Source organism: Mycobacterium sp. SP-6446, assembly GCF_001954045.1.
Taxonomy (GTDB): Bacteria; Actinomycetota; Actinomycetes; order Mycobacteriales; family Mycobacteriaceae; genus Mycobacterium.
The window spans coordinates 54709-66440 of sequence record NZ_MBEM01000187.1 but is presented as its reverse complement, the minus strand read 5'-3'; the positions used below and the strand labels follow the sequence as shown (position 1 = coordinate 66440).

Sequence of the window (11732 nt, the reverse complement as noted above, 5' to 3'; positions counted from 1 at the left end):
GTCTCGACGTCGTAGTCGGCGTCGGGCGCGCGATCGCTGTCACCATGGCCTCGGGAGTCCAGCGCCACGACGTGAAACCCGTCGTCGGCCAGGATTTGGCCCGTGTTTTTCCAGGAAAACCGGTTCTGTCCACCGCCGTGCAGCATCAGAATGGTTGGCCGGTCGGTGGCGCCGCGGTTCCATTCGTCGGCGACCAGAGTGATCCCGCCGGCACCGGAAAATTCGACCGTCGTGGGGCTGCTGCTAACGGCGCTCATTGGCGTCCTCTCGGTAGGTCGTCCTCCGACGTTACCTAGGTTGTCTATTCACCCCCTACCGGGCCCCGCCGTCGATGAGTTTCTGACGCCGTCGGAGTCAATCAACTACACACCTGCTCTAACAAGAAGGAGGCGGCATGCCATCGATCACGCCCTCGCTCTGGTTCGACCACAACCTCGAGGACGCGGCCAAGTTCTACACTTCGGTGTTCCCCAACTCGCACATCGAGGGCTTCAACCGCACCACCGACGCCGGACCAGGCGAGCCGGGCACGGTCCTGTCGGGCAGCTTCGTGCTGGACGGCACCCGATTCATCGGGATCAACGGCGGCCCGATGTTCTCGTTCAGCGAGGCGGTGTCGTTCACGATCCATTGCAAGGACCAGGACGAGGTCGACTACTACTGGGATCGGTTGAGCGACGGGGGTGAGGAATCGCAGTGCGGATGGCTGAAGGACCGCTTCGGCCTGAGTTGGCAGATCGTTCCCGACCGACTCTTCGAATTGCTCGGCCACCCGGATCGTGTCCGCGCGGCGGCCGCTACCCAGGCGATGTATGGGATGCGCAAAATCGTGATCGCCGACCTGGAGAGGGCAGCGGAGCTCATCCCGTAGGCCGCCCGATCGCCCACCCATCGTCGAGTCGCTCCCGTCTTATATCCGCACGGGTTACGTTGGTCCGTGCGGACGCGCCGAACAGGGAGTCAAGATGGGTGAACCAGGCTGGATCGACGTGCCCGGCCCCGGCGGTGATCTGAAGGCGCTGACCTGGGGTCCGAGCGACGGCCCGATCGCGCTGTGTCTGCATGGCTTCCCCGACACCGCATACGGATGGCGCAAGATGGCGCCCCGGTTGGCCGAGTCCGGTTGGCGAGTCGTCGCGCCGTTCATGCGGGGGTACGCCCCGTCCGCGATCCCGGCCGACGGCAGTTTTCACGTGGGTGCGTTGATGGACGATGCCCTCCGCGTCCGCGCGGCGGCCGGCGGCACCGAGCGCGATGTGGTGATCGGGCACGACTGGGGCGCGATGGCGGCCACCGGTCTGGCCGCGATGCCCGACAGCCCGTTCGTCAAGGCGGTGATCATGTCGGTCCCGGTGTCCGCGGCATTCCGCCCGCTGGGCCGGGTGACCGAGCGCGGCCGCCTGGCCCGCCTGCTATCACGTCAGCTGCTGCGCAGCTGGTACATCTTCTACTTCCAATTGCCTTGGCTGCCAGAGCGTTCCGCGTCCTGGGTGTTACCGCTGCTGTGGCGGCGGTGGTCGCCCGGCTACCACGCGGACGAGGATCTGCGCCACGTCGACGCCGCGATCGGGACCGCCGAGAGCTGGCGCGCGGCGCTGGGACCATACCGGGCGCTGCGAAACACCCGAGCACCGCAGCGGTACGCCGAGTTGAACCGGCTCTGGACCGAGGCACCCATCCTGCCGAGTTTGTATCTCCATGGCCGCGACGACGGTTGCATGACATCGGCTTTCACGCACTGGACGGAAAAGGCGCTCCCCGCCGGCAGCGAGGCGGCCATCGTCGAGCACGCCGGTCACTTTCTGCAGCTGGAACAGCCCGACAAAGTCGCCGACTCAGTGCTCGCGTTTATCGGCCCATCTGGCTGAAGCCGTGTCGGCGCACCGCATGGCGGCCGTCGATGCCCAGTTCTATTGGATGTCGGCCAAACTGCCCAACGATCAGTTCCTGCTCTACGCATTCGACGGTGCGCCGGCCGATCTCGGGCATGCCGTCGAAGAGCTGCGCCGTCGTGCCGCTGCCTGCGCGGAGCTGCGGATGAGGGTTGAGGATGGCAGCCGAATGACGTACCCGCAGTGGGTGCCGGCGGCCGTCGGATCGGAGCGGGTGGTTTGTCACGACTTGGCCGACCAAAGCTGGCGCGGCTGCCTGGCGGCCGTCGTCGCGCTCGCCGAACACCAGCTCGACATCCGCCGGATGCCCTGGCGGATGCACGTCTTCACGCCGGTGCGCGGGATTCCGGGCGTCGCCGGACCGGGCTCCGTCGCGGTCATGCAGGTCGCGCACGCGCTGGGCGACGGCGCCCGCGCCTCGGCGATGGCGGCCTGGTTGTTCGGCCGGTCGGCGCCGGTGCCCGGGGTGACACGGCCGCGGGCGGGTTTTCTGCCGTGGCGGGCGGTCGACGCGGCCCGCACCCATCGGCGGCTGGTCCGCGATACCCGGGCCGGACTCGTGGCGCCGGGGCTCGGCTCCCGGCCGCCGCTGCCCACCAATGAACGCCCTGAGGGCGTCCGCTCGGTGCGCACGGTGGTGCGCCACCGCTCGCAGGTGCCCGGGCCGACCGTCACGGTCGGGGTGCTGGCGGCGGTCTCCACGGCGCTGTCCGCGTTCCTGGGCGACACCGCCGAGTCGCTGGGGGCCGAGGTGCCGATGGCTAAACCCGGTGTGCCGCATGCCCATAACCATTTCAGTAACGTCGTTGTCGGGCTGTATCCCGATCTTGACCCGAACGCGCGCATCGAGCGGATCGCAGCCGACCTGGCCAACGGCCGGCGTCGCATGGAGCACCCGGCCATGCGCTCCGCCGACCGGGCGTTCGCTGCTGTGCCCGCTCCACTGCTGCGCTGGGGCATTTCGCAATTCGACGCCGACGCCAGGCCGACGCAGGTGGCTGGCAACACGGTGGTGTCCAGCGTCAATCGCGGCCCCGTGGATCTGAGTTTCGGGGGTGCGCCGGTGGTGTTGACGGCCGGCTATCCGGCGCTGTCGCCGGCGATGAGCCTGACGCACGGCGTGCACGGCATCGGCGATACCGTCGCGATCAGCGTGCACGCCGCGGAGTCGGCCTTCCGGCAGGGGGCCGGCGTCGACGCCTACCTGCAACTGCTCGACGCGGCGCTGTGAGCTATTGCGCGTCGCCGGATCTTGCCGCTTGTTCGCGGGTCAGGCCGACGGCGCCGATCAGCTCCTCGTGCAGTTCGAACCACACGGTGTGGTAGGAGTCGATGAGCGGCCTGGTCAACCAGGCGCTCTCGCCGTCCTTGACTTTGCCCAGTGCCGCAAGCAGTTTCGACGAATAGGCCGTCAGCCGCGGTAGCTGCCTGGCGGCCGCGTCGATGATCGGAACCACCCGGGCGTGCACGTCGTCCAGGCGGGCCAGCACCGCGGCGTCGTATTCGGCGTCGTCGTGGGTGTTGGGCTCGCCGCCCGGGCCGCCTTTCAGCTGCCAGTCGGTGACCACCGCCTTGAAATCGGCGTTCACGGAACGAAAGTCGTCGTAGGTGGCGGCCATTGCGGCCGAGTCGATGCCCTTTCGCTCCTCGGCGAGCAGCTGCTCCAGCCGGGCGCGGCCGCTGGAACTGAGCTTCAGCGTCGCGCCGTCGACCAACAAGCCCGACGCGGTCAGCCGTTCGACGGTGGCGATGACGCCGTCGAGCTCTTCGCCCAGCGTCTTCGCCAGGTCAGGGGGACCCACCCGGCCCTTTAGTCGGACCGCTTGCAGCACAGCCAATTCCGTCACTGGCCCGCCAACTTCAACGCGGTCAGCATGACGATCAGCGGGGTCGCCGACTCCACGTCGCTGTGCCCGGCGTCCAGGGCCGCGCGCACCGCGGCCTCGGAGGTGTCGTCCAGCCTCGGGTGGTCGCCGGTGGTGTGGGCGCGCAGCGGGGCGATCGCTCGTGCGATGTCGGCCAGTTCGCGCAGCTCGGGCGTATCGGCCTCCGACCACGCGGAAAGTGTCAGATTGCCTTCGCGCACTTCGCCTTCGTTGCCGTCGACGGTGATCTGCCTGCCGGCCAGCTCCGCCGCGACTCCGCGGCCGCAACCCACCACGGCCACCCGGCCCAGTTCGCGGCTCACCACCGCGGCGTGGCTGGCCGCCCCGCCCACTTCGGTGACGATGCCTTCCGCGGCCAGCATGCCCCGGACATCTTCGGGCCTGGTGTGATCACGCACCAGGATGACCGGCTCCCCCCGGTCTGCGGCATCCAGTGCCGCGTCGACGTCGGTGTACGCCTTGCCCGATACCACGCCGGGACAGGCGGGTAAGCCGGTCGCCAGAAGCGGCGCGGGCAAACGTGTTTCGGGCTGCAGCGCCGGACGCAGCAGGGCCTCGACGTGGGCCGGCGTCACCCGTCGCAGCGCCTCGGTGTCGTCGATGAGCCCCTCGCGCCGCAGTTGCAGTGCCAGCCGCACCGCCGCCTGCGCCGAGCGCTCGGCCGCCCGTGTCTGCAGCAGCCACAACTTGCCTTCTTCGACGGTGAACTCGATCTCTTGTACGTCGGATCCGAGCCGCTCCAGGCTGCGGGCGGCGTCCATCAGCTCGTCGTAGACGTCCGGTTGCTCCGCGCGCAATGCGGTGATCGGTTCGACGTCGACGAGCCCGGACACCACGTCGTCGCCCTGGCCGCCGGGCAGCCATTCACCGAACGGTTCGTCGGCGCCGGTGATCGGATTGCGCGAAAACACTGCCCCCGCACCGGAATTGGGGCCCTGATTTCCGAACACCATGGCCTGCACCACCACGGCGGTCGTTGCCCGGTCGTCCAGGCCGTAGTGGGCGCGATAGGCGACCGCGCGCGGTGAATTCCACGACGCGAACACGGCTTCGATGCCCGCGCGCAACTGCGCGTGCGCGTCGGCGGGTAGGGGTCCTGCGGTATCGCCCACGGTGCGTTGGAAGGTGGCCGTGAACCGCCGGCGGGTGTCGCGGGCGAACTCGGGCGTCGCCTGCGCGGCGAGTGCCCGCTCCACGGCGTCGTTCATACCCAGGTTCAGGATCGTGTCCATCATGCCGGGCATGGAGTGTGTGCCTGCCGAGCGCACGCTCACCAGCAGCGGGTGCGGGCCGCGCCCAAAGGTGCGCGAGGTCTCGGTCTCCAGCCGGCTGATCCCGTCCAGCACGTCGTCCCAGATGGCATCCATCGTCGCCGCCGGGTCGGCGTGATACTTCAGGCCCACCGCGGTGGTAATGCAGAACGCGGGCGGTACGGGGAACTTCTGCCGGCGCATCACGTCGATGCCGTGGCCCTTGTTGCCCAGCAGCTCGCGCGGGAGATTCGCGTCGCCGTCGAGCAAGACGACCGCCACGGTGCACCCCCTCGTCATGCGGCCCGCCCCCGGTGGGACCTTCCCAGCAGGCCTCGACGAGTATGTCAGGACGCTCCGCGCAGCAGTCCGAAGCCAAAGTTCGTGCCGAACCCGCGACGCAGCGCCAGGTGGATCCAGAGCAGCCCGTAGGGCTCGAGGAGTCGTGCCAGCGTCAGATCGCCGACGTCGACGGTCTCGAAGCCGAGTTCGGCGACCAGCCCGGCGGTCACCGACCTGGCCTCGTCGTCGTCGCCGCAGACGAACATCACCGGTTGGCCCGGCAGTTGTGGTGCGTCCATCATCGGGAAACCGATCTGGTTCATCGCCTTGCAGACCCGGGCGCCGGGCGCCCACTTCGCGACTTCCTCCCCGCCCGAGGTGGTGTGCCCGACTTCTAATGCCGTGACGTCGGGGGTCAGCGGGTTGGTGCAGTCGATGAGCACTTTGCCGGTGAGGTCGCCGCAGCCCTGCACCGCCGACTGCGTGGTCTGCCACGGCGTGCACAGCACGACGACATCGGCGGCGGCCGCGGCGGATTCGTTCGTCTCGACGCCGCCGAGTTCGGCGTATTTCGGGTCGTCGGGGTTGCGGACACCAAATGTGACCTGGTGGCCGCGGTTGCGCCAGGCGGTACCCAACGTGGTGCCGACATTGCCGGCGCCGATGATTGCGATCTTGATGTCAGACTCCTTCCCGTCCAGGAACGCTACTCGCGAACGGGACTGCCCCATGATCTAGGTTTGCAGCTATGAATGTGTATGACGTCGGGTTACTGATCCTGCGGCTGGTGCTGGGACTGACACTCGCCGCGCATGGCTTCAACAAATTCTTCGGCGGCGGCCGGATACCGGGCACCGCCCGATGGTTCGAGAGCATCGGCATGAAGCCCGGTAAGTTCCACGCCGCCGTGGCCGCCACCACGGAGGTCTCCGCCGGACTCGGGCTGGCCGCCGGGCTGCTTACCCCGATCCCGGCTGCGGGCTTCGTGTCGCTGATGCTGGTCGCGGCGTGGACCGTGCATCGCCCCAACGGCTTCTTCATCGTCAAGGAGGGCTGGGAGTACAACCTGGTGCTGGCGGTCAGCGCCGTGGTGGTGGCGACGCTGGGCGCCGGGCGGCTCAGCCTGGATTGGCTGATCTTCGGAAAGAACTGGCTCGACGGCTGGCAAGGCCTGGTGCTGTCGGTAGCGCTCGGCCTCGGCGGGGCCATCGGCCAGTTGCTGATCTTCTACCGCCCGCCTGCAAAGCAAGCCGGGTAAGTCGTCACGCCGGCGTTGGCGAGGCGACCGCCTCGGTATCGAGTGCCATCACCTCGGCCGCCGCGCGTTCGCCGGAGCGGATCGCGCCGTCGATCCAGCCACACATGATCGCGGAGCTCTCCGTCCCGGCCCAGTGGACGCGGCCGCATGGCTCGCGCAGGGTGTATCCGAACTCGGTGAGCACGCCCGGCGGGGCGTGGCCGATCATCCCGCCGCCGGAGTAGCGCTCGGTGGTCCAGTTCTGCTCGTGGAATTCCAGCGGCGCTTTGGCCTTGCTGCCGAACCGGTCGACGAGTTCGCCGATGACGATCGCTTTCCGTTCGGCCTCATCGAGCTTTGTCAGCCGGCGCGCCGCCGGCCCTTCGGTGATGACGCACATGACCCCGGGGTTACCGGTATCGGTGCACGCATCGATGGTCAGGGAGGCCGGGGTTCCCGGCGCGGCCGACTGGCCGGACAGCCCATCGGCGCGCCAGAACGGCTCGTCGTAGATGGCCGAGATCTTGATGACCGCGCCGCTTGGCATCCGCTGATGCAGCAGCGCCCGATCCACCGGCAGCATCGGCTCGTAGACGATCGAGCTGGCGACCGCCAACGGTATCGCCACGATGGCCCGCCGAGCCCGCACCGTCAAACCGTCAGCGCTCACGGTCACGCCGTCGTCGTCTTGGCTGATCTGCCGGACCGGCTGCGAAAGGTGCAGCGCGTCGCCCAGTGCGGCCACCATCGGGCGGTGCAGGGCGCCCATCCCGCCCACCGGCCGGGCTTCCTGCGCGCCGCCCTTGACTGAAATGACAAAGGTTGCACCCCCGCCGGAGGATCCCATTTGGGTCAGCGCCCACAGCAGCGACGTCTCCGACCCCGCCGAGGTGTAGGTGCCGGCCAGCACCATGTCGAGCATCTCGCGGGCTTGCTTGGACATGGTGTTGTTCGCGATCCATTCACCCACCGTGATGCGGTCCCACTCGGCGGCGTGCTTTGCCTCCCACGGCGCTTCGAGCGGGATCGATTTGCACATCTTGTCGAACGAGAGCAAACCGATGCCAAGGTTGGTGACGGCCCAGGGGCTCATCGTCCACGGGATCGTCCCGCCATAGCGGTGCTTCTTGCCGCCGACGATCATCATCGCGTCACCGTCGAGGTGCTGTTTGTATTCCGGCACACCGAATTCGCTCATCAGCGCGTAAATCCGGTCCTGGCCCGGCCCGATCCATGCGCCGCCACGGTCGATCCAGGTGCCGTCGTCGCGAGTGACGGTGAAGGTTCGACCGCCGACCCGGTCGCGCGCCTCCAGCAAGGCCACCGATCGGCCGGCTTGCTTCAACCGCAGGGCAGCCGTCAGCCCGGCGAATCCCGCACCGACCACGCAATAATCGACATCAGCCACGATCGGCTCCTCACCTAGCCCCGCCCCAGCAGCAAACTACACCGATCAGGGCGCCCCCCGTGCCGAGTTCACGCGGATTTCTGCGCGCGTTCTCGTCGGCCCTAGTGCCGCCTAGTGTGCGGATCATGTTGGTGCATACCGTTCGGACGCGGCGCAGCTCCGATGACTTTCCGCGCGCCGAACATCTGGCCGCCAAGATCGCCGAGGTCGCCGCCGATCCGGTTGCCGTCGAGCCGGACACCGCGGAGATGGTGGCGAATCGGATCATCGACAACGCCGCCGTCAGCGCCGCGGCCGTGCTGCGCCGTCCGGTCGCCGTGGCCCGCTTGCAGGCGCTGGCCCATCCCGCGCGGCCGGGGGCTGCGGTCTTCGGCGTTGGGGGCGGTTATTCGGCCGAATGGGCGGCGTGGGCCAACGGCGTCGCCGTGCGCGAGCTCGACTTCCACGACACGTTTCTGGCCGCGGAATACTCTCATCCCGCCGACAACATCCCGCCGCTCGTCGCGGTGGCGCAGCAGCTCGGCGTGCCCGGTGCCGACCTGGTGCGCGGCGTGGCGACCGCATACGAAATCCAGATCGGCCTGTCGCGCGGAATCTGCTTGCACGAGCACAAGATTGACCATGTCGCGCATCTCGGACCCTCGGTGGCCGCCGGTCTGGGAACCATGCTTCGGCTGGACACCGAGACCATTTACCACGCGATCGGACAAGCGCTGCACCTGACTACGAGCACCCGCCAATCCCGCAAGGGCCTGATCTCCAGCTGGAAGGCGTTCGCGCCGGCGCACGCCGGAAAGATCGCCATCGAGGCGGTCGACCGGACGATGCGCGGCGAGCGCTCACCGGCGCCGATTTGGGAGGGCGAGGACGGCGTGATCGCCCGGCTGCTGGGTGGACCCGAGCGCGAGTATCACGTGCCGCTGCCCGCTCCCGGCGAGCCGAAGCGGGCCATCCTGGACAGCTACACCAAGGAGCATTCGGCGGAGTACCAGAGTCAGGCGCCGATCGACATGGCACGGCGGCTGCGCCAGCGCTTAGGCGATCTCGACGAGGTCGCCTCGATCGTGCTGCACACCAGCCACCACACCCATGTGGTGATCGGGACGGGATCTGGGGATCCGCAAAAGTTCGATCCCGACGCGTCACGGGAAACGCTCGACCACTCGCTGCCTTATATCTTTGCCGTCGCACTGCAGGACGGCGCCTGGCATCACGAACGCTCCTACGCGCCGGAGCGTGCGCACCGGCGCGACACCGTCGAGCTGTGGCGCAAGATCTCCACGGTCGAAGACCCCGAATGGACCCGCCGCTACCACTCGACGGATCCGGCCTTCGGCGCGCGGGCGGAGGTGACCCTTAAGAGCGGCGAGGTGATCTGTGACGAGCTGGCCGTCGCCGACGCACATCCGTTGGGGGCGCGGCCTTTTCGGCGCGCACAGTATGTGCAGAAGTTCTCCGACCTCGCCGACGGTATCGTGGACCCGGCCGAGCAGCGCCGGTTTCTGTCCGCGGTGGAATCGCTGGCCGAGCTCGAGGCCGTCGATACGCTGAACGTGGTGGTCGACCCGCGGATGCTGGACACCGCGCCGGTCATCCCGCCGGGAATCTTCGGCTGAGTTGGATTGTGCTGCCTTGGCTTTGGGGCTAAGGCGTGGAAGGTCCGCCGTACTGCCACACCAGCGTGTGGTCGCCGGTCATCGTCGGGTTGCACCACATCATCCGGGCGTTGGCGTCTTTGGTGGTCGCGTGCAATACCGTGCACGCGTCGCCGGGTGCCGGTGGGTCGGCGCGGGCGGTACCGACCGCGGCGGCGAAGGCGACCGGTGCCACGGCAGCGATCAGCGCCGCGATGCCGTATCGAAGTTTGCTCATGATGGATGTCTCCCCAGGACATGCCGACCCGACCTCACCGTATCCGGCGAGAGAGCCACAGGCAAAGGATTCTTCGCCCCTACCCAAGCCACGCGCCTAGAACGCGTTCTAATCTGTCAAACCATGGGATTTCTCAAGCCTGATCTGCCGCAGATCGACATGGCCGAGTGGAGCAAGGGCACCCGCAGCGAGAAGATGCGCCCGATGGCCAGGCACTGGGCCGAGGTGGGCTTCGGCACACCGGTCGCACTGCACCTGTTCTACGTCGTCAAAATCCTTCTTTACATCCTTTTCGCGTGGTTGTTTGCCTCGGCCACCAACGGAATCGGCGGCTTCACCAACGTCGCGTCGTGGTGGTCGGAACCGATCGTTTTCGAGAAGGTCGTGCTCTACACGATGCTCTTCGAGGTGATCGGGCTGGGCTGCGGCTTCGGTCCGCTGAACAACCGATTCTTCCCGCCCCTGGGCTCGATCCTGTACTGGATGCGGTTCGGCACCATCCGGTTGCCACCGTGGCCGGATCGTGTGCCGGGGACCAGCGGAACCAAGCGCACCCCGTTCGATGTCGCGCTGTACGCGCTGCTGTTGCTGGTGACGCTGCGGGCGCTCTTCTCGGACGGCACCGGGCCGGTGCCCGAGCTCGGCACGACGATCGGGTTGCTTCCGACGTGGGAAATCGTGACGATCCTGCTCCTCGTCGGCGTGCTGGGGCTGCGCGACAAGGTGATCTTTCTCGCCGCTCGCGGCGAGGTGTACGTGACCATGACGGTGACGTTCTTGTTCGGGGGCGTCGACATGATCGTCGCCGCCAAGCTGGTGTTCCTGGTGATCTGGATGGGCGCGGCGACGTCGAAGCTCAACAAGCACTTCCCGTTCGTGATCTCCACGATGATGTCCAACAACCCGCTGATGCGGCCCCGGTGGCTGAAACGGCGCTTCTTCGAGAAGTTCCCCGACGACCTGCGGCCGGGGCTGCTGTCGCGGTTGCTCGCTCACCTCAGTACCGCCATCGAGATGTTGGTTCCGCTGCCGCTGTTCTTCTGCCACGGCGGCTGGCCGACCACGATCGCTGCCATCGTCATGGTGTGCTTCCATCTGGGAATCCTGGTGTCCATCCCCATGGGGGTGCCGCTGGAGTGGAACGTCTTCATGATCTTCGGTGTGTTGTCGTTGTTCGTCGCCCATGCCCGCTTGGGCTTGGGCGACCTGAAACACCCTGTGCCGGTGGCGATCCTGTTCGTCGTCATCGCGGGCATCGTCGCGCTGGGCAACCTGTTCCCGCGCAAGATCTCGTTCCTGCCGGGCATGCGCTATTACGCCGGAAACTGGGACACCACGCTGTGGTGCATCAAGCCGTCAGCCAACGACAAGATCGGTAGGGGCATCGTGGCGATCGCGAGCATGCCGCAGGCTCAGCTGGAGCGCTTCTACGGCAGCCCGGAAGCCGCGCAGATCCCGATCTACATGGGGTACGCGTTCCGCGGATTCAACACGCACGGCCGCGCGCTGTTCACATTGGCGCACCGCGCGATGGCCGGCCAGAACGAGGACGACTACGTCATCACCGACGGCGAGCGGATCTGCAGCACAGCCATCGGCTGGAACTTCGGCGACGGCCACATGCACAACGAACAACTGATCGCCGCGATGCAGGAGCGCTGTCACTTCGAGCCGGGCGAAGTGCGTGTGGTCCTGCTCGACGCGCAGCCCATCCACAAGCAGACCCAGGAGTATCGCCTAGTCGACGCCGCCACAGGCGAATTCGAGCGCGGCATCGTCCGGGTCGCCGACATGGTGACCCGCCAACCCTGGGCCGACGACGTCCCAGTCCAGGTGCTGTCGGACGAGGCGCGCCGGGCGTAACGCCAGGGCGAAATTTCGGGCTAAAAGCCGCCGTGGTGTTAC

Annotated in this window: 12 protein-coding genes; 6 read left to right on the top strand and 6 right to left on the bottom strand. The window is 67.6% G+C overall.

The features are described from left to right. Positions 1-257, bottom strand: a 257-nt coding sequence (locus A5736_RS17370; protein WP_139333381.1) for an alpha/beta hydrolase, incomplete at its 3' end; no start/stop codon positions are given. Positions 258-394: 137 nt separating this feature from the next. Here A5736_RS17370 and A5736_RS17365 point away from each other — a divergent pair. The 3 genes from A5736_RS17365 to A5736_RS17355 all read left to right on the top strand — a co-directional run bounded on the left by A5736_RS17365 (position 395) and on the right by A5736_RS17355 (position 3123). Next, a complete protein-coding gene (locus A5736_RS17365; RefSeq protein WP_076247580.1) occupies positions 395-871 on the top strand; it encodes a VOC family protein in 477 nt (158 codons plus the stop codon). 94 nt (positions 872-965) lie between these two features. Then, complete coding sequence (locus A5736_RS17360; protein ID WP_076127690.1) at positions 966-1868, top strand: alpha/beta fold hydrolase; 903 nt, start codon at positions 966-968, stop codon at positions 1866-1868. 4 nt (positions 1869-1872) lie between these two features. After that, positions 1873-3123: a WS/DGAT domain-containing protein gene (locus tag A5736_RS17355; protein WP_139333380.1), complete on the top strand. Its 1251-nt coding sequence runs from the start codon at positions 1873-1875 to the stop codon at positions 3121-3123. 1 nt (position 3124) lies between these two features. Here the strand turns inward: A5736_RS17355 and A5736_RS17350 are convergent, their stop codons facing one another. Genes A5736_RS17350 through A5736_RS17340 form a run of 3 tightly spaced genes read right to left on the bottom strand, consistent with a single transcriptional unit; the run spans position 3125 to position 6041 of the window. Next, a complete protein-coding gene (locus A5736_RS17350) occupies positions 3125-3739 on the bottom strand; it encodes a MarR family transcriptional regulator (protein ID WP_076247576.1) in 615 nt (204 codons plus the stop codon). Beyond that, on the bottom strand, positions 3736-5328 hold the full coding sequence (locus A5736_RS17345; RefSeq protein WP_076247574.1) for a pyruvate, phosphate dikinase: 1593 nt from the start codon (positions 5326-5328) through the stop codon (positions 3736-3738). The genes A5736_RS17350 and A5736_RS17345 overlap by 4 nt, the downstream gene beginning before the upstream one ends. A 47-nt stretch (positions 5329-5375) precedes the next feature. After that, the gene (locus A5736_RS17340; protein ID WP_254848396.1) at positions 5376-6041 is read right to left on the bottom strand and encodes an NADPH-dependent F420 reductase; all 666 of its coding nucleotides are present in this window, start codon (positions 6039-6041) and stop codon (positions 5376-5378) included. Between the two features lie 17 nt (positions 6042-6058). Here A5736_RS17340 and A5736_RS17335 point away from each other — a divergent pair, with 17 nt between their 5' ends. Beyond that, positions 6059-6568, top strand: coding sequence for a DoxX family protein (locus tag A5736_RS17335; RefSeq protein ID WP_076247572.1), 510 nt, complete (start codon positions 6059-6061; stop codon positions 6566-6568). Positions 6569-6572: 4 nt separating this feature from the next. Here the strand turns inward: A5736_RS17335 and A5736_RS17330 are convergent, their stop codons facing one another. Then, a complete protein-coding gene (locus tag A5736_RS17330) occupies positions 6573-7955 on the bottom strand; it encodes an FAD-dependent oxidoreductase (protein ID WP_076247570.1) in 1383 nt (460 codons plus the stop codon). A 125-nt stretch (positions 7956-8080) separates the two neighbouring features. Here A5736_RS17330 and prpD point away from each other — a divergent pair, with 125 nt between their 5' ends. Then, positions 8081-9571 carry a 2-methylcitrate dehydratase PrpD gene (prpD, locus tag A5736_RS17325; RefSeq protein ID WP_139333379.1) on the top strand — a complete coding sequence of 497 codons (1491 nt, stop codon included), beginning with the start codon at positions 8081-8083 and terminating at the stop codon, positions 9569-9571. 28 nt (positions 9572-9599) lie between these two features. Here prpD and A5736_RS17320 read toward each other — a convergent pair whose 3' ends face one another. After that, positions 9600-9827, bottom strand: coding sequence for a hypothetical protein (locus A5736_RS17320; RefSeq protein WP_076127704.1), 228 nt, complete (start codon positions 9825-9827; stop codon positions 9600-9602). A 123-nt stretch (positions 9828-9950) separates the two neighbouring features. Here A5736_RS17320 and A5736_RS17315 point away from each other — a divergent pair, with 123 nt between their 5' ends. Then, positions 9951-11690, top strand: a complete 1740-nt coding sequence (locus A5736_RS17315) for a DUF3556 domain-containing protein (protein ID WP_076247567.1) — start codon at positions 9951-9953, stop codon at positions 11688-11690. Positions 11691-11732: the final 42 nt, after the last annotated feature.

What these genes read in the sequence shown, in the direction of transcription:
- A5736_RS17335 (WP_076247572.1), top strand. Translation starts at nt 6,059, where the DNA reads ATGAATGTGTATGACGTCGGGTTACTGATCCTGCGGCTGGTGCTGGGA.
- A5736_RS17365 (WP_076247580.1), top strand. Translation starts at nt 395, where the DNA reads ATGCCATCGATCACGCCCTCGCTCTGGTTCGACCACAACCTCGAGGAC.
- A5736_RS17340 (WP_254848396.1), bottom strand. Translation starts at nt 6,041, where the DNA reads ATGGGGCAGTCCCGTTCGCGAGTAGCGTTCCTGGACGGGAAGGAGTCT.
- A5736_RS17315 (WP_076247567.1), top strand. Translation starts at nt 9,951, where the DNA reads ATGGGATTTCTCAAGCCTGATCTGCCGCAGATCGACATGGCCGAGTGG.
- prpD (WP_139333379.1), top strand. Translation starts at nt 8,081, where the DNA reads ATGTTGGTGCATACCGTTCGGACGCGGCGCAGCTCCGATGACTTTCCG.
- A5736_RS17320 (WP_076127704.1), bottom strand. Translation starts at nt 9,827, where the DNA reads ATGAGCAAACTTCGATACGGCATCGCGGCGCTGATCGCTGCCGTGGCA.
- A5736_RS17345 (WP_076247574.1), bottom strand. Translation starts at nt 5,328, where the DNA reads ATGACGAGGGGGTGCACCGTGGCGGTCGTCTTGCTCGACGGCGACGCG.
- A5736_RS17360 (WP_076127690.1), top strand. Translation starts at nt 966, where the DNA reads ATGGGTGAACCAGGCTGGATCGACGTGCCCGGCCCCGGCGGTGATCTG.